Origin of the sequence: uncultured Roseibium sp. (assembly GCF_947499295.1) — a bacterium.
Taxonomy (GTDB): domain Bacteria; phylum Pseudomonadota; class Alphaproteobacteria; order Rhizobiales; family Stappiaceae; genus Roseibium.
On sequence record NZ_CANMNP010000013.1, the window covers coordinates 152,975 to 170,215 of the forward strand.

Annotated in this window: 12 protein-coding genes; 9 read left to right on the forward strand and 3 right to left on the reverse strand. The window is 54.9% G+C overall.

Features of this window, described 5'->3' with window-relative positions; all coding sequences use genetic code 11:
• Positions 1-40: 40 nt before the first annotated feature.
• The 4 genes from recN (at position 41) to Q0835_RS19615 (ending at position 9,090) form a co-directional block, all read left to right on the forward strand.
• Positions 41-1,708: a DNA repair protein RecN gene (gene recN, locus Q0835_RS19600; protein WP_298963851.1), complete on the forward strand. Its 1,668-nt coding sequence runs from the start codon at positions 41-43 to the stop codon at positions 1,706-1,708.
• Positions 1,709-1,718: 10 nt separating this feature from the next.
• On the forward strand, positions 1,719-3,875 hold the full coding sequence (gene ligA / locus Q0835_RS19605) for an NAD-dependent DNA ligase LigA (protein WP_298963852.1): 2,157 nt from the start codon (positions 1,719-1,721) through the stop codon (positions 3,873-3,875).
• A 379-nt stretch (positions 3,876-4,254) separates the two neighbouring features.
• The gene (locus Q0835_RS19610; protein ID WP_298963853.1) at positions 4,255-6,318 is read left to right on the forward strand and encodes a nitrate- and nitrite sensing domain-containing protein; all 2,064 of its coding nucleotides are present in this window, start codon (positions 4,255-4,257) and stop codon (positions 6,316-6,318) included.
• A gap of 333 nt (positions 6,319-6,651) precedes the next feature.
• Positions 6,652-9,090 (forward strand): UvrD-helicase domain-containing protein, encoded by a 2,439-nt coding sequence (locus tag Q0835_RS19615; protein WP_298963854.1) that lies wholly within the window; start codon positions 6,652-6,654, stop codon positions 9,088-9,090.
• A gap of 261 nt (positions 9,091-9,351) precedes the next feature.
• Here Q0835_RS19615 and Q0835_RS19620 read toward each other — a convergent pair whose 3' ends face one another.
• Positions 9,352-9,837 carry a hypothetical protein gene (locus Q0835_RS19620; protein ID WP_298963856.1) on the reverse strand — a complete coding sequence of 162 codons (486 nt, stop codon included), beginning with the start codon at positions 9,835-9,837 and terminating at the stop codon, positions 9,352-9,354.
• 198 nt (positions 9,838-10,035) lie between these two features.
• Here Q0835_RS19620 and Q0835_RS19625 point away from each other — a divergent pair, with 198 nt between their 5' ends.
• Positions 10,036-10,764 carry a response regulator transcription factor gene (locus Q0835_RS19625; protein WP_298822174.1) on the forward strand — a complete coding sequence of 243 codons (729 nt, stop codon included), beginning with the start codon at positions 10,036-10,038 and terminating at the stop codon, positions 10,762-10,764.
• Between the two features lie 19 nt (positions 10,765-10,783).
• Positions 10,784-12,088, forward strand: a complete 1,305-nt coding sequence (locus tag Q0835_RS19630) for a HAMP domain-containing sensor histidine kinase (protein WP_298963857.1) — start codon at positions 10,784-10,786, stop codon at positions 12,086-12,088.
• Positions 12,089-12,147: 59 nt separating this feature from the next.
• Here the strand turns inward: Q0835_RS19630 and Q0835_RS19635 are convergent, their stop codons facing one another.
• The gene (locus Q0835_RS19635) at positions 12,148-12,714 is read right to left on the reverse strand and encodes a tetratricopeptide repeat protein (protein ID WP_298822176.1); all 567 of its coding nucleotides are present in this window, start codon (positions 12,712-12,714) and stop codon (positions 12,148-12,150) included.
• 142 nt (positions 12,715-12,856) lie between these two features.
• Between Q0835_RS19635 and Q0835_RS19640 the strand changes: the two genes are divergently transcribed.
• Positions 12,857-13,747, forward strand: a complete 891-nt coding sequence (locus Q0835_RS19640) for a 50S ribosomal protein L11 methyltransferase (protein ID WP_298963858.1) — start codon at positions 12,857-12,859, stop codon at positions 13,745-13,747.
• 121 nt (positions 13,748-13,868) lie between these two features.
• Here Q0835_RS19640 and Q0835_RS19645 read toward each other — a convergent pair whose 3' ends face one another.
• On the reverse strand, positions 13,869-14,066 hold the full coding sequence (locus tag Q0835_RS19645) for a hypothetical protein (protein ID WP_298963859.1): 198 nt from the start codon (positions 14,064-14,066) through the stop codon (positions 13,869-13,871).
• Between the two features lie 249 nt (positions 14,067-14,315).
• Here Q0835_RS19645 and Q0835_RS19650 point away from each other — a divergent pair, with 249 nt between their 5' ends.
• The gene (locus Q0835_RS19650) at positions 14,316-16,130 is read left to right on the forward strand and encodes an aminopeptidase P family protein (RefSeq protein ID WP_298963860.1); all 1,815 of its coding nucleotides are present in this window, start codon (positions 14,316-14,318) and stop codon (positions 16,128-16,130) included.
• A gap of 75 nt (positions 16,131-16,205) precedes the next feature.
• Positions 16,206-17,240: a phytanoyl-CoA dioxygenase family protein gene (locus Q0835_RS19655; protein WP_298963862.1), complete on the forward strand. Its 1,035-nt coding sequence runs from the start codon at positions 16,206-16,208 to the stop codon at positions 17,238-17,240.
• The last annotated feature ends 1 nt before the right edge of the window (position 17,241 follow it).

Below are 17,241 nucleotides of genomic sequence, written 5' to 3' on the forward strand. Positions count from 1 at the left end.
TATATGGTGGGCCGCGCCGAACTTTTAGGAGCGACCCTTCATGCTGGTCACGCTGTCTATCCGTGACATCGTTCTCATTGACCGTCTTGATCTTGATTTTACGGCTGGAATGTCTGTTCTTACAGGCGAGACCGGTGCCGGTAAGTCAATTTTGCTGGATTCTCTGTCACTTGCGCTTGGGGCGCGCGGAGACGCGGATCTTGTCCGTCATGGTGAAGCCCAGGGTCAGGTGACGGCGGTCTTTGACGTAGCCGGCGCTCATCCGGTACGCGAATTCTTGCGATCAAATGATGTCGATGACGACGGCGACGTGATCCTGAGACGCATACAGACAGCGGATGGGCGAACCCGTGCCTTTGTCAACGATCAGCCGGTCAGCGCGGGCCTCTTGAGACAGGCCGGAAGCCTGCTCGTCGAAATACACGGTCAGCATGATGATCGGGCGCTTGTCGATCCAGATAGCCACCGTTCGCTGATCGACCTCTTTGGCGGCTTGACGGCCGATGCAGAAGGTATTTCTGCGGCCTATTCTGCCTATCGGGCCGCTGCGAGAGCGGTAACCGAACATGAGCAACGTATTGAGGCTGCGCGCAAAGAGGCAGACTATCTGCGATCTTCCGTTGATGAATTGTTGCAGTTGAAGCCGGAGCCTGGCGAAGAACAGCAACTGGCAGAACGCCGCACAGACATGATGCAGGTGGAGAAGATCGCTGGTGATCTCAACGAAGCTTTCGAGACGCTGAACGGATCTGCGTCTCCTATCCCGGAACTGGCAAGCCTGCTCAGGCGCCTTGAGCGCAAGGTTGACCAGTTGCCGAGGCTGTTGGGGCAGCCGGTTCGATCGCTCTCCGAAGCATTGGATCAACTTGAAGAAACGCGCGGCGGACTTGAAAGCGCTTTGCGTGAAACGGAATTCGACCCACGCGAGCTGGAAAGCGTGGAAGAGCGATTGTTTGCACTGCGCGCTGCGTCCAGAAAGTACTCGGTAACTGTCGAGGAGCTTCCGGCCCTCTGCGACCGGATGGTCGCCGATCTTGCAGACCTTGATGCCGGTGAAGACAAGTTGGCAGCCCTGGTCGATGCATCGGCAAAGGCCCAGTCGAGCTACGACAAGAAAGCAGCGTCCCTGTCGCAAAAGCGGCGAAAGGCGGCAAAGGCGCTGGAGAAGGCTGTTGAGCAAGAATTGCCGGATCTGAAGCTGGAGCGTGCCCGCTTTATCGTTGAAATGCAGAGCGAACCCGAAGCCCGAGGCAGAACCGGCACCGATCAGCTGGAGTTTCACGTCCAGACCAATCCCGGTACCAAACCCGGTCCGATGATGAAAGTTGCTTCCGGCGGTGAACTGTCGCGGTTCCTTCTGGCCCTGAAAGTGTGTCTTGCGGACAAGGGCTCTGCTCCAACGCTTGTCTTTGATGAGATCGACACTGGTGTCGGGGGGGCCGTTGCCGAGGCGATTGGGGTTCGCCTGGCGCGGCTTGCCAGTACCGTTCAGGTGCTGACGGTCACGCATGCGCCACAGGTTGCTGCGCGTGCCGAGGGACATTTCCTGATCGCCAAGGAGGCTGCCAAACCGGACAGGGTGGCGACCCGCGTGCAACGAATTGATGATGACCATCGCAGCGAGGAAATCGCTCGCATGTTGGCGGGCAGCGTCATTACCGAAGAAGCAAGGGCCGCGGCCCGTAAACTCCTGACAGTTGCGGAATAGAGAGACGCTCATGGCAGACCCCGTTGAGACCTCCACACTCGATATCGATGCGCTGTCACCGGATCAGGCCACGCTCGAGCTGAAGCGGCTGGCAGCGGAAATTGCCGAACATGACCGCAGATATCACCAGGAAGATGCTCCAACTATTTCCGATGCGGACTATGATGCATTGCGCAGACGGAATACAGCGATTGAGGAACGATTTCCGGATCTCGCCGTTGCAGATGGACCCTCCACCCAAGTGGGGGCGGCACCCGCGTCCGGGTTCGGCAAGATTGCCCATCGTGTGCCGATGTTGTCATTGGACAATGCCTTCAACGACGATGATGTGCGTGATTTCGTGGGTCGGGTCCGGCGGTTTTTGAAGTTCGATCCGCATCAGGGTGTCCTTGGTGTTACGGCTGAACCGAAGATCGACGGCTTGTCCCTGTCGCTGCGTTTTGAGAACGGTGATCTTGTCTATGCAGCAACACGCGGCGACGGCACGACAGGCGAGAATGTCACTGCCAATGCGAGAACCATAAAGGACATTCCGCAAACGCTTGCAGGCAAGGTCCCGGAGATTGTTGAGATCCGGGGCGAAGTCTATATGGCGCACAAGGATTTTCAGGCCTTGAATGAGCGCATGGCGGCCAATGGCGGCAAGGTTTTTGCCAATCCGCGTAATGCGGCTGCCGGTTCTTTGCGCCAGTTGAAGTCTGAAATAACGGCGTCCAGGCCCTTGCGTTTCTTTGCCTATGCCTGGGGCGAGATGAGTGCGATGCCTGCCGAAACACAATTCGGCATGGTTGGCCGGCTCAAGGACTGGGGCTTTCAGATCAACCCCTTGATGAAACGATGCGAAACCGTTGAGGAGCTTCTCGGTGTCTACCATGGCATTGAGGAAAACCGCGCGCGGCTCGACTATGATATCGATGGTGTCGTTTACAAAGTCGACCGGCTCGATCTGCAGGAACGGCTTGGGTTTGTGTCCCGTTCGCCCAGATGGGCAATTGCACACAAGTTTCCTGCCGAGCAGGCATTCACTGTACTGAATGATATCGAAATTCAGGTTGGCCGAACCGGTGCACTGACACCGGTTGCCAAGCTGGAGCCCATTACAGTTGGAGGCGTTGTTGTCTCCAACGCGACTTTGCACAACGAAGACTATATCAAAGGCATCGGCCAGGATGGGGAACCCCTCCGCGATGGCAAGGACCTGCGGATCGGCGATACGGTCAAGATCCAGCGCGCGGGTGACGTGATCCCCCAGATTGTCGATATTGACCTCGAAAAGCGCCCCGTTGACGCGGTTGCGTTTGAATTTCCGACTGTTTGTCCTTCCTGCGGCAGTCATGCGGTGCGCGAAGTAAATGAAAAGACAGGCCGGGTAGATGCGGTTCGGCGTTGCACCGGAGGGCTTATCTGCCCGGCTCAGGCAACAGAGAAGCTGAAACACTTCGTTTCACGAAATGCCTTCGACATTGAAGGTTTCGGTGACAAGCAGGTCGATGCCTTTTACCAGGATGGTCTGGTGATGAGCCCCGCGGATATCTTCACATTGGAAGAACGGGACAAGCGGTCACTGACCAAATTGCGCAACAGGGAGGGCTGGGGAGCCCTGTCGGCCAAGAACCTTTTCGAAGCGATCAATGCGCGCCGGGATATTGACCTGCACCGTTTTATCTTCGCACTTGGTATCCGGCATGTGGGCGAGGGGAACGGCAAATTACTGGCAAGAGCCTATGGGTCGTGGCAGGCGTTCTTCGACGCCATGCAGGCAGCTCATGACACTTCAGGAGAAGCCTTTGCCGATCTGAATGACATTGATGGCATTGGGCATATTGTTGCAGACGCGCTGGTGGAGTTTTTTGCAGAACAGAGAAACCGTGCACAGCTCGACGCTTTGCTGGAAGAGGTAAGGCCCAAAGAGGCTGAAAAGATCGATGCCACAGGATCACCTGTCGCCGGAAAGACTGTTGTCTTTACCGGCTCTCTGGAGCGTATGACCCGGGAGGAAGCCAAAGCGATGGCCGAGCGCTTTGCGGCAAAGGTATCGGGCTCGGTCTCGAAAAAAACCGATCTTGTGGTGGCAGGTCCTGGAGCTGGCTCCAAGCTGAAGAAGGCGCAGGATCTGGATGTGGAGGTCATCTCTGAGGATGACTGGTTTGATCTCGTCGGCATGTAGGCGAAGGTGCTCATATTCGGTCAGTCAATTCATTGCGGAACACAAGACCTGCCTTGAGGCTCAATTTGGCGCAATGCGGATTTTTCGCATTGTGTGCTTGCTGACCATTGGCAGTCTCAAAGGGCAAAATTGGTGTGAATTCGCGCCTAGAGAATCCTCCTGGAAATGACACAACAGGGCAAACGTTTCCGGGTCCGGTGATATACGTATTGGCACTTATGACAGGGGCAGAAAAATTGAGACTACCACCTGAAATTGATTCGCTTGGCGAATGAAATTTTTTGCGTCGGAAAATGCCAAGTTTGCGATTGACGTTAAGTAACAAGTAACGCGCTCCCTCCACTTTTATGGAACGTAATTTTGTTCTGGAGGGGATGCGATGATGAAGCGCATTAAGGTGCAAATCGGGCTCCTTGCGATTGTTCCGATGCTCGCCGTGGTCGGTTTCGCGGCTTTGAGTGTTTATGAAAAGTCTGTCGAATTGGCGCATCATGAGTTCATGAGACCGCTGACCCGGATTGCCGAAGATGCCGGCAATCTCATTCACGAGCTTCAAAAAGAACGGGGTATGAGCGTTGCGCTCATCAAGTCGGATTATGATCCAGCCGCTCGCGCCAGACTTGATGCACAGCGGCCCAAATCCGACGATGCTCTGAAGACGTTTGACGATCATCTCGCCGCGATTAGTCTCAGTGACGAAGCGTTGCTTGCTGATCTTCAGCATGTCGCGGAAAAAGTGCACAAGACCGACTCATTCCGGCAGGCCGTTGATGCGAAACAGTTCACGGCTGGCGATGTGGTCAAGAATTACACCTACGAAGTCCATAAGTTGATCCATGTGATTGGCATCACGACGGAATCCAGCCCATCAGCCGAAATTACCACCGAATTACTTGCCTATCTGACGGTTGTGGAAGCCATGGAATCCGGCGGCCTGGAAAGGGCAACGGGCGCAGCTCTGCTGAACGAGTTCAATCTTTCCGGAGAAGTTAATCTTCAGACCTACAAATCCGTCATCACCCACTATGGTGGCGAGAAAGCCTTCCTGAAGGAGTTCGCATCAATCGCGACAAAAAAGCAAAAAGCACTTTGGGAAAACACAGTAAAAGGTGCGTCGGTTGACGAAACGCTTGCATGGCGGAAGGTTATTCACGACTTGCCGGCAACCAAGGACGCGAAAGGCATTGAAGGCGCCGCTTGGTTTGCCAAGGCGACGGAACGCCTGAACCTGATGAAAACGGTTTCCAACGATTTCATTCACCGTGCCGAAGCGGCTGCCGACGCCGATTCGTCCCGACTGAATTCCGAGATCTTCGTCCTTGCGGCGGTTGCCGTTGGTTTCGTTGCAGTGACGCTGGCGCTCGTCGTTTGTCAGGTTATGGCAGTTACGAAAATGCTGGGTCGTCAACGAGATGGCATCACCGAACTGGCCGATGGCAATCTGGAAATCTCAATCTCTGACACGGATCGTCCTGATGAGATTGGTGATATTGCGCGGGCTTCCGAAGTCTTTCGCGAAAAGCTGATCCGTCAGCAGGAACTTGAAGAAGCTGCGGAAGTTGATCGTGTTAAGCGCCGCGAGCGACGGACACAGCTGGAGAATGCGATCCGGCATTTCGAGACATCTGTGACGAGTATCCAGGAACAGCTTTCCGGCGAGACCAGAGGTGTTCAGGACAGTGCCGGTGAAATGCTGACAATTGCCCTTCATGCCGACGAAAGTGCTCGTGCCGCCAATTCGGCAACGGAAGAGGCAACCACAAATGTTCAGACGGTTGCTTCTGCTGCGGCTGAACTGTCGGCGTCTATCGGCGAGATTTCCCGCCAGGCCGGAACGGCCATGCAGATCTCAGCGTCCGCTTCTGAAACGGCGGTCGCGGCCGACAAGGATATCTCCATCCTGGCGGAAACGGCCGACAAGATCGGCGAAGTCGTCGAGATCATTCGCGCCATTGCCGAGCAGACAAATCTGCTGGCTCTGAATGCGACTATCGAGGCTGCACGCGCAGGTGAAGCCGGAAAAGGGTTTGCGGTTGTGGCTGCGGAAGTGAAAGAGCTTTCCACCCAAACAGCGAGGGCGACCGATGAGATCGCCAGCCAGATATCCGGCATTCAGGGGTCGACCCAGAAATCGGTTGCCGCAATCCGTGACATCGTTGAGAAAATCGAGGAAGTGCGCGGTGTGACCGAGACGATTTCTGCTTCCGTCGATGAACAGAACGCTGCGACAAGCGAGATTACGCAAAGCATCACCTTTGCTTCCGATGGCGCTTCCGCGGCGGCAAGCAACGTTGCCGGTGTCTCCGGTTCAATTGATCAGACACGCCAGAAGTCGGAAACACTGAGCCAATCCGCTGAACAGTTGGGTCTGGTTGCCAATGATCTCTCCGACGCTGTCGGGGAGTTCCTCAACGAGGTTCGTGAAGAAGAAGAAGCGGCCTGACCGACAGCGAATAGTCGATTGAAGCGGGGCAGTCCCTTGATACTGCCCCGCTTTCATTTTTTCTGGTCATGTTCATGGATACCATTGCAGCTGCAACGAAGCTGAACGAAGGGTGTCCCGGAAACTGCCTTGGTTTTGACGCTCTCCTGAGATTTGCCTCTGACCATCGTGAGACAGGCAGCTGTCCTTTGGGGCCAACCTGCCAAACCCATATTCCAAGCTGGTTCGCTGGTTTATCTTGTCCCCACGAAATCCTTATCTTCTGCCTCGCCACGTTCATTTTGTTGCTATATTGTTCTCTATGAACATTTTTATGTAATCGGACCAAAAATCATGGCAGACCCTGACGGGTATGACGATCCGTTTGATGATCCCTTTCAGCCGATTGGCACGAAGGCTGAACCCGCAGCAGCACCTGCAAGACCCGCGGGTGGGATCGCAGCCCGCGCCATGGCGGCACGTCAGGCGCCCGATTACCTGACAGGTCTCAATCCGGAGCAGCGGCTTGCTGTCGAGACAACGGAAGGTCCGTTGCTTGTGCTGGCGGGTGCCGGAACTGGCAAAACGCGGGTGCTGACCACACGAATAGCCCATATTCTTGCAACGGGTCTCGCGCGCCCTTCCGAAATTCTGGCCGTCACGTTCACCAACAAAGCGGCACGGGAAATGAAAGAGCGTATTGCGGGTTTTGTCGGTGGCAATGTGGAAGGCATGGCCTGGCTCGGGACTTTCCACTCCATCTGCGTCAAAGTCCTGCGAAAACACGCTGAACTTGTCGGACTGAAATCCAGCTTTTCCATTCTCGACACGGACGATCAGATCCGGTTGATCAAACAGATCATTCAGGCGGAAGGCCTTGATGACAAGCGTTGGACAGCCCGCGCCTTTGCCGGAATGCTCGATGGCTGGAAGAACCGTGCGCTTGGTCCTGCAGACATTCCCGAAGGCGAAGCGCGCGCTTTTGCCAACGGCAAGGGGCGCAGGCTCTATGAGGAGTATCAAGAACGCTTGTCGATCCTCAATGCCGCTGATTTTGGCGATCTCCTGTTGCATGTCATCACGCTCTTCAAGACCCGTCCGGATGTCCTGAAGGAATATCAGCGCCGGTTTCGCTACATGCTGGTTGATGAATACCAGGACACGAACATTGCGCAGTATCTCTGGTTGCGATTGTTGGCACAGGGAAACCCGAATGTTTGCTGCGTAGGTGATGACGACCAGTCGATATATGGCTGGCGCGGGGCCGAAGTTGATAACATTTTGCGCTTTGAACATGATTTCAAAGGCGCCGAGGTTATTCGACTTGAGCGAAATTACCGGTCGACCAGTCATATTCTGGCTGCGGCGTCCCATCTCATTTCCTACAACGAAGGGCGACTCGGCAAAACGCTTTTCACTGATTTCAACGAGCCGGATCATGATCTGGTTTCGGTCGCTTCCGTTTGGGATTCAGAAGAAGAAGCCCGCACCATCGGTGACGAAGTTGAAGCGTTGCAGTCCAAAGGGCACGTGCTCAATCAAATGGCGGTGCTTGTCCGCGCTTCCTTCCAGATGCGCGAATTTGAAGATCGTTTTGTAACCCTGGGGCTGAATTATCGGGTGATTGGCGGTCCGCGGTTCTATGAACGTATGGAGATCCGCGATGCCATGGCCTATTTCCGGTGCGTTGCCCAGCCGGCGGACGACTTGGCATTCGAACGTATCGTCAATACGCCAAAGCGTGGGCTGGGTGATGCCACGCTCAAACTTGTCCATGGTCTTGCCCGCGCGGAACGCATTCCTTTGATGCAGGCTGCAGCGCAATTGATCGACACAGAAGAGCTGAGGCCGAAGCCCCGCAATGCACTAAAAAATGTGCTCGATAATTTCGAGCGTTGGCGGCACCAGCTTGAGCAGATCAAACACACCGAGCTTGCCGAAATCATTCTGGACGAGAGCGGCTATACTGAAATGTGGCGTCAGGACCGGTCGGCCGAGGCGCCTGGCAGGCTCGACAACTTAAAAGAACTAGTTCGTTCCATGGACGAATTTGAGTCTCTCAGTGGTTTTCTGGAACATATCTCGCTGGTCATGGATCGGGACAGTGCGGATGCGAGTGACGCCGTTTCCATCATGACACTGCACTCGGCCAAGGGGCTCGAGTTCGACACAGTGTTCTTGCCGGGATGGGAAGAAGGCCTCTTCCCCCACCAGCGTGCCCTCGACGAGAGTGGCCGGGCAGGGCTTGAGGAGGAGCGCAGGCTTGCCTATGTCGGCATCACCCGCGCCAAGAAGCGGGCAAAGATCTACTTTGCCTCCAATCGCCGGATTCACGGATTGTGGCAATCCACGGTGCCGTCCAGGTTCCTGGACGAATTGCCACCCGATCACGTCGAAATTGCCGAACCGTCTTCAAATTATGGCGGGTATGCGGGTGGAGGCTATGGCCCGTCGCGTTTTGACAGCAATGACCCTTTCGAGCGCGGCAGCTATTCGACGCCCGGTTGGCAGCGTGCACAGCGGGCCAAGCAGAACTCAGATGGTTTTTCAGAAGGTGGTGGACGCGGCTATAAATCCGCTCGCATGAAGCGCCAGGGACCATTGACCATAGAAGGGGAGCTGGTGGCGAAATCTGTCAGCGAAACACCGTCAGAATACTCCACTGGCGAGCGGGTCTTTCATATCAAGTTTGGCTATGGCGCGATTAAATCGATCGAGGGAAACAAGTTGACCATCGATTTTGAGAAGGCCGGCATGAAAAAAGTCATCGACAGTTTTGTCGAGAGGCATTGATGGGTGTTCCGGCTGTGTGTCTCTGGGTTCGTCTGTGTTCAGCGCTGTATTGAGCAGCGACATATTTTCCGAGCACGTTTGTTTGGCGATGCCTCTCAAAATAGGGGATTGACCAAGGAAAAACCGGCCACCCGAAGATGACCGGCCGGTGTCCCGAACCAGCTAGGCAAAGTGTATTCGAGTTCTTGGCACGAATACAGTTGATCGGGAGACCTAGTCTGACCGCGCAAATGTGGGGCGTGCGTCAGACATTCCAGACGGCTAAGCTGTGTAGTCTGCAAGCAGCGATGTGACATCGGTGTCGGATTGATCGCCGGATCCATCGTAGGCAGAGCTGCTTTGCATTTGCGTCAAGATAGCGGACATCAATTCTTCCATCATGGCGCTGCCGTTTTCACCCGGAGGTGGCTCTTTGGCCCCTGGAGGTCGCCCGATCTCACCTTCCTCGAACATTTCCAGCAGGTGCTCGGCCTGGTCCTGGTCGATGGTCCCGGCTTCAATCTGATCGTCAAGCATGCTTTCAAAATTTGCCTGAATTTCTTCTTTGGTGGGGCGTGTACTGTTGGGTGGTGGAGGCCCATTCTCCATTCGCTCAGCATGCATGGCATCCAAAGCTTCCAGCATGGCGTCCTGGTCATCGGCAGTGATTTCACCTGCTTCAACCTGTGCTTCCAGGCTTGCGACCGCCTGATCTCTGGGAGACGGACCTGGCGGCATCATGGGCGTTGAACCGATCTGCATCTTCATTCAGCTCCTAAATAGGTGTTTAAGCCATTGCTTAAGCGACGGTGCTGCTGAAAATGTTAACGCCGTCTTAACCTTGAGGCGGGGCTGATTTCGGCCTGTTTCCAACATTCTTGACAGAAACATTGGGAAACACTTTTCACGGACATTAACCTTGAAAGGGAGCTGCAATTCACACAGGAGAAGACCTAAGGTCCAGCCATGCACAAACCTCCACACATCCTGATTGTCGAGGATGATTCGGAAATCGGACTCCTCATCAAACGGCATTTCGTTGCCAACGAATTCAAGGTGACGCTGGCGCAAGACGGAGCGGAAATGGACCGATTGCTGGCGAGCAATCGGGTGGATCTGATCTTGCTCGATCTCATGTTGCCCGGGGAAGACGGTATCAGTATTTGCCGGCGGCTCCGTGCGACCAGTGCCGTGCCGATAATTATTGTCTCTGCCAAGAATGAGGACATTGACCGTGTGGTTGGACTGGAAGTTGGCGCAGATGACTATGTGCCCAAGCCGTTCAACCCGCGAGAGTTGATCGCACGGGTGCGCGCCTTGTTTCGAAGAATGGAACTGTGCACGCGATCAGCACAGCCGCCGACCGGCAAACTGTACTTCGAAGGCTGGTGCATGGATTGCCGCTCGCGTTCTCTTCACAACAGTGAAGGAGCTCTCGTTTCCGTCACGCCTGCTGAATTCAATCTGCTCTTGGTTCTGGTGGAACGCAACGGCCGGGTGCTGAGCCGCGAACAGCTTGTTGAACTGACACTTGGCCAGTTTGGGGCAACAAACGGCCGGAACATTGACATTTTGGTCAGCCGATTGCGCTCTAAGCTAGATGCCGGTGGGGCCGTTTATCAGTTTATTCGAACGGTCAGGGCCGGGGGATATGAATTTGTCGCTACGGTGGAGCGCGATGAAGTTGAGGTTTGATTGCCTCTGGCCGGACAGCATGTTGAATCAGATCCTGGTGCTGTTATCGGCCGCCGGTGTTTTCATGGTTCTGATTGGTGCTGTTACGTTCCTGTTTGTTAAGCAAGCCTACGACAACACAAGCGCGGTGATGAACAGTCACCTGGTTAGCGTCGCAATTGCCAAACTGAACGAGACGCCACCGATCGAGCGCGCTGAGGTTTTGCAAACACTGCAGCAGGAACTGCCCGATGTCGCGATTTCGTGGGCAGATGATGCAGTTCTGAGTGACTATGGTGGCGCTAGTGAAGGCGAACGCTTCGGGCCCTTCATAACGGGCGACACGCTGTTCGGCATGCGCATCGAGCACGTTTTAGGTCCTCACGAGCGAGGTCTGGAAAAGCCACCGCTTGTTTTTGTCAGGCTGAAAGACGGTTCGCTATTGGCAGCAGAATGGGGACCGCGAGGACCGCCACCGTCGGTTCTTGGAGCGCCGTTCTATCTATTCTTCGGATTTTTGGCGCTTACCCTGTGTGGCTTGCTGATCTGGGCTGCCCGCAGCCTTGTCGGTCCACTTGCTGACCTTGCCGCTTCGGTTAGCCGTTTTGGTGAAGCTTCGACGTCTCCAGTGCCAATCAGCGAGGGCGGTCCGAAGGAAGTGCGGGCTGCGGCCAGTGCCTTCAACCGTATGCAGTTGCGTATCAATGCGTTTCTGGAAACTCGAACCCGAATGCTGACAGCAGTCAGCCACGACTTGCGAACGCCATTGACGCGTTTGCGATTGCGTCTGGATCTTCTGGAAGATGAGGAGGTTCGCGAACGGAGTTTGCAGGACTTGAGGCAAATGGAGTTGCAGATCGACTCCGCACTGACCTTTTTGCGTGATGGTGAGAGTGCGGAGCCGATGCAACGGATCGATCTACCCAGTTTCCTGCAGACACTGGCGGATCAATATGCGGACACTGGACGAGGCCTGAGGATTCGTTTTGATGGTTCGCTAAGTGTCATGGGGCGAGCCAGTGAGCTGAGCCGCGCATTTTGCAATCTCATCGACAACGCGCTGCAATATGGAGCGGAATTAGAAATCCTCGCTTGGTGTACTGGCGACCGGGTTCAGATCGATTTCGTCGATCACGGACCGGGTATTGCTGCCGATGACCGCGAGCGCCTGCTGGAGCCATTTGAGCGTGGAGACTTTGCGCGCCGGATCCGGGAGGGAACCGGCTTTGGATTAGGTCTGCCAACCGCCAAGTCAATTGTCGAGGTCGCAGATGGACGTTTAGAACTTTTGGAAACACCAGGAGGCGGTCTCACGGTTAGTCTTTCGCTACCTCTGGCTCCGTAGTCAGTGAGCGGGATTTCTGACTTTTAAACGCGCCAATCTGAAAATTGGCTGTTCCCGCGCTAAAGATCCGTGCCCTTTGGTTTGATCAGCAGGTTTCTCTCATTCAGATATGGATGGATCTCAACAGCTTGCCTCAGGAGCTTTTGACCAAGCTTTGCGCGCCCCATGCTGAGGAAAATCATCGCTTTGCCCGACAGGGCTCCAAAGTGTCGGGGTTCAAGCTCCAGCACCCGGTCGATGTCCTCAAGGCTTTCGTCGTAGTTGCCCTGCAGGAACAAAACGAATGCGCGCTGGTTCCAGCCTTCCGAATAATCCGGTGCTTCTTCCACCACTTCATCAAGAATGTCTTTTGCGCCTTGAAAGTCATAGATGCCACGCCGGCTCATGGCTTCATCAATGCGTTCCCGTATGGCCGGATTCGGGGCAGCGTTCAGCCAGGCTTCCCAGATCTGGTTTTCAATCTTCTTGGCTTCCACTTCATTGGAAGCGTTTTTGAGTGCGCGGAACAAGGCGTCCTGCTCTGGTGTTGCACTGGCAGCCGGCAGCGGAGCAGTCAAAAGGATTAATGTCGCGGCAATGGCGACCTTAATCCAGGACGGAGAGTGGATTCTCACAAGTGTGGACATGGTACCTCCCGTTTCTCTCTTCTCTAGAGATGGGGCGAAACAGGCATTTGCCCAGGCTTTTGCTGAGGCTCTACTGGAATGTGAAAGGCCGGGCCGCTATACCGCTGGCCTTGTGGCCAATTTCAACAAGGCGTGAGCGAACATGAAAACCATTCGGGTGCGGATAACAGCCGAGGAACTGGAAGCCAAACGGATTTCCGACATTCTTGAACGCGCATTCGAGGATGAAGGCAATCCGGTAACGGTTTATGAGGCGTCGTCTGACGGCAAGATCTGGGCAGCCGAAGTTCTGTTGTTTGATGTTTCGCCCGAGGAGGCAGAAGCAACTGTTCGCGATCGTGTTGGTGCCGACGCTTTTGCCGCTCCGCTTGAAGCCGAAGAGTTGCCTGATATCAATTGGGTTGAGAAGAGCCTGGAAGGACTTAAGCCTGTTCGAGCCGGGCGGTTTCTGGTTCACGGAAGCCACGACCGGGACAAGGTTCTGCCCGGCGCAATCGGGCTGGAGATCGAGGCGGCTCTTGCGTTTGGGACTGGGCATCATGGCACCACCGCAGGGTGCCTTGAGGAAATTGATCGGCTTCTCTCACTGCGTGAATATGACAACATTCTGGATTTGGGCACCGGCACGGGCGTTCTTGCGATTGCCGCAGCTCTGAAAGCCAGACAAATCGTGCTGGCCACGGACATTGATCCAGTCGCTACTCAGACAGCTCTTCAAAACGCCCGTCTCAACGGCGCAAGTCATCTTGTTCGAGGATTTACGGCAAACGGCATGGATGACCGGCGGTTCGGATTGTACGGACCGTTCGATCTTGTGGTTGCCAATATTTTGGCGCGACCCTTGATGAAAATGGCCAAGTCCATTGGGGAAAAGATGACCCAAACAGCAACACTTGTCCTGTCAGGCCTTCGCGTCGAGGACGGACCCCGGATCCTGTTCGCATATCGGTGCCAGGGATTTGTATTGGACCGCCGCAGGGAAAAGGACGGCTGGTTGACGCTGACACTGGTGCGCGGACAAAAATTGGCCTGAGCTGCACTAGAGTGCCTATTTCAGTCACTTCCGATCACAAAAAAAGCCCGCCGGGTGAATCGGCGAGCTTTAGCATGTGCACAGTTCTTGATCTTGTCCTGAGCCCTAACCTGTCGTCCGATCAGAAGCCTGTTGTTGTAGACCCTTCACGCTCTAGCTCTTCACGGTCATAGCCGTGTGCAGCGAGCGTCGCGTCGTCGAGAGACAGCAGGTAGCCATTGACGTAGCGGCGTGCCTGAACAGACCGGGCCTCAACCATACGATCGAATGCGCGGCGCATGAAGCCGTTGCGGGTGGATGTCGTCGTTTTCATGGTCATTTTCTCAATCCCATTTGGAGTTTTGAGAGCTTCCCTAGGGAGCCACGTCTTTCTTATTGTGTTGGTCCTTATATGCGCCTTCAACGATGAGTCTGGTAGGCCTGATTGCGCATGACAGCTCTGCGTCTCTCGCATATGCGAAAGAAATGCTGCGCTGCACTATTGATGTGAATTTCATCCCTTTCCGAGGGCTTGAAAGGAAAAATTATCTGGCTTGATCCATAGCTGCGGGCAAATTACCGTGCCGCCATGTTTCAATCTTTTGAAGATCTCAGCGATCCTTCCTGCGGGGCGCCGCATGCGGCGCTCTTGCGGGCTGAACTCGGCCGTCTTGGGCTGGACGGATTTTTGATACCGCGCGCCGACGCCCATCAGGGTGAGTATGTGCCTCCTCATGATTGCCGGCTTCAGTGGCTGACAGGATTTACAGGGTCGGCGGGTGTCGCTGCTGTGCTCGCCGATCAGGCTGCCATTTTCGTGGACGGCCGATACACGATCCAGGTTCGCGAGCAAGTCGATATGGAGGTGTTTCCGGCCGCGCACCTGATCACCGATCCTGTCACAAACTGGCTGGCATCCAGATTGAAGCCCGGACAAAAAATCGGCGTCGATGCGATGCTTCATACGGTTCGTGAAGTGCGTCGGCTTCGGAAAGTCTGCGAGGCTGCAGACGCGGAGCTCGTGACGCTGGACGAAAACCCCATCGATACTATCTGGGTCGACCGGCCGGAACCTCCGCTGGGTGAGGTAAAGCTTTATCCCCTGGAACTCGCCGGAAAGGCGTCCGAAGGCAAAATTGCTGAAATTCAGGCAGCGCTTTCAGAAAAGAAGGCAGATGCTTGCGTGTTGACCCAACCGGATTCAATAGCCTGGTTGCTGAATATCCGTGGCTCCGATGTCACTCACACGCCTTTGCCTTTGTCGTTCGCGACCGTTCCGTCGACCGGCAAGCCGTCTCTATACATTGACGGTCGCAAGCTTTCCAACTCGGTGCGCGACGCGCTCTCCGAACTTACCGAGCTGGCTGAACCCAGTGAGTTTATGGAAGGGCTCAAAGCGCTTGGCCGGGACGGTGCAAATGTCATGATTGACCCGTCACTGGCCGGTATCGGCATTGCAGATGCAATAAGCGATGCGGGCGGCTCCTTGATTGAAGCCCAAGATCCTGTGCTTTTGCCGAAGGCAATCAAGAACGAAGTCGAGTTGAAGGGGGCCCGTGAGGCCCATGTCCGCGATGCCGCTGCCTATATCAGGTTCTTGTGCTGGTTCGACGAGGAAGCGCCCAAGGGCGAACTGGACGAAATTGGTGTTGCTGAAAAACTTGAAGAGTTTCGGCGTGATACCGGTGTTCTGAAAGATGTTTCCTTTGATACGATCTCTGGTGCGGGGCCAAATGGTGCCATTTGCCACTACAGGGTCAGCCACAGCAGCAACTTGAAAATTCCGATGGGAAAACCGTTCCTGATCGATTCGGGCGCGCAGTTTGAAGACGGAACGACCGATATTACCCGCACGCTTGCGGTCGGCGACGTTTCGGCTGAAATGAAGAAGCATTATACGTTGGTGCTAAAAGGTCATATCGCCATTTCGACTGCGCGTTTTCCGGAAGGAACGACAGGAGCCCAACTTGATACACTCGCAAGGATCGATCTCTGGCAGGCCGGGCTCGATTTCGATCACGGCACAGGTCATGGGGTGGGAGCTTACCTCAGTGTCCATGAGGGGCCGCAGCGCATTGCGAAGACTGGTACAACCCCTTTGAAGCCAGGCATGATCCTGTCGAACGAACCTGGATACTACCCGGCCGGCGAATACGGTATCCGGATTGAAAACCTGGAGATCGTTACCAAAGCACGGGACATAGCCGGAGGCGAACGGCCGATGCTGGGGTTTGAAACGATCACCTTGGTCCCAATGGACCTTCGAATGGTGGATATTGCCCTCCTGACCGACCGGGAACGCGCTTGGCTGAACAGCTATCATGATCGTGTTCGTGGCGAGATTGGCCCATTGGTTGGGGCAAAAGAACGCATCTGGCTGGAACAAGCCACAAAGACAATCTAGTATTGGAGGAGCCGGAGAAATTCGGCTCCGTTTCGAAATCTATTCAATTGCAGTTTGTATTCTATGGGTGACCTCGTGCGCGCCGAAAAAATACTGAAAATGCCTTATTACGCAGCGGCTCTGGCAACTGGAGCGAAATCCTTTTGTGACAATCCGCTCATAGGAAGCCGACGCCTGAATGAGGCCGGGCTTCATGTGCGCCGCATTAAACTTGCGGAAAAGCTGGCGGATTTTCGGCGGCGCAAACTCAGACATTTGTTACCTGAGGAAGATCGGGTCGCTTATGAGCGTGATGGGTTCATAGCAACACCCGGGCTTTTGACAGATAAGGATCTCGCAGGTGTTCGACATGAAGTTGAAACGACGCGGTTCCACGCATGGGATATGCGGCAAGGCAATGCCGTAACACGATTTATTCCACTGCCACCCAATGTTTTGAAAGATCTTCCGTTTTTGAAAGCGCTCGTTTGGTGCAAACCGTTTCAAAACGGCCTGCGGTACCTGGCTTCCACAGACGGGGACCCGTTGGTCTACCTTCATATCGTAATGACCGACCCGGGAAGCAAAAAACGTGCTGACCCGCAAACGGCTTTTCATTCCGATACATTCCATCAGACCGCCAAATCCTGGTTCTTTCTCTACGATATTGACGACGCCGAAGGGCCTTTCACATACATTCCAGGTTCGCATCGTCTTACCGAAGAACGATTGAATTGGGAGCGAGAGCAAAGCCTAGTTGCAGCTGAGAGCAAGAACAAGCTTCACGCACGAGGATCGTTCCGGCTACGGACGGACGAACTGAGCCGGCTGAATTATCCTCAAGCCACCCGGTTTGCGGTCCCGGGAAATACGCTCGTCGTTGCTGACACGCATGGCTTTCATGCGCGTGCATCGAGCGAACGACCCTCCGTCAGGGTCGGCATTTATGGTTCTCTGCGTCGCAATCCGTTCCTTCCCTGGGCAGGCCTTGATCCGTTCAACTTACCGGGGCTCCAGGGGCAGCAAGCAAGACTGTTTGTTGCCATGAAAGATCGTGAAGCGAGAAAAAAAGGGCGGGCCTCACACATGTATGCCGGCAAGATATTGGCAACCGAACCGCCAGCGCATTAAA

What these genes read in the sequence shown, in the direction of transcription:
- recN (WP_298963851.1), top strand. Translation starts at nt 41, where the DNA reads ATGCTGGTCACGCTGTCTATCCGTGACATCGTTCTCATTGACCGTCTT.
- ligA (WP_298963852.1), top strand. Translation starts at nt 1,719, where the DNA reads ATGGCAGACCCCGTTGAGACCTCCACACTCGATATCGATGCGCTGTCA.
- Q0835_RS19610 (WP_298963853.1), top strand. Translation starts at nt 4,255, where the DNA reads ATGATGAAGCGCATTAAGGTGCAAATCGGGCTCCTTGCGATTGTTCCG.
- Q0835_RS19615 (WP_298963854.1), top strand. Translation starts at nt 6,652, where the DNA reads ATGGCAGACCCTGACGGGTATGACGATCCGTTTGATGATCCCTTTCAG.
- Q0835_RS19620 (WP_298963856.1), bottom strand. Translation starts at nt 9,837, where the DNA reads ATGAAGATGCAGATCGGTTCAACGCCCATGATGCCGCCAGGTCCGTCT.
- Q0835_RS19625 (WP_298822174.1), top strand. Translation starts at nt 10,036, where the DNA reads ATGCACAAACCTCCACACATCCTGATTGTCGAGGATGATTCGGAAATC.
- Q0835_RS19630 (WP_298963857.1), top strand. Translation starts at nt 10,784, where the DNA reads ATGTTGAATCAGATCCTGGTGCTGTTATCGGCCGCCGGTGTTTTCATG.
- Q0835_RS19635 (WP_298822176.1), bottom strand. Translation starts at nt 12,714, where the DNA reads ATGTCCACACTTGTGAGAATCCACTCTCCGTCCTGGATTAAGGTCGCC.
- Q0835_RS19640 (WP_298963858.1), top strand. Translation starts at nt 12,857, where the DNA reads ATGAAAACCATTCGGGTGCGGATAACAGCCGAGGAACTGGAAGCCAAA.
- Q0835_RS19645 (WP_298963859.1), bottom strand. Translation starts at nt 14,066, where the DNA reads ATGACCATGAAAACGACGACATCCACCCGCAACGGCTTCATGCGCCGC.
- Q0835_RS19650 (WP_298963860.1), top strand. Translation starts at nt 14,316, where the DNA reads ATGTTTCAATCTTTTGAAGATCTCAGCGATCCTTCCTGCGGGGCGCCG.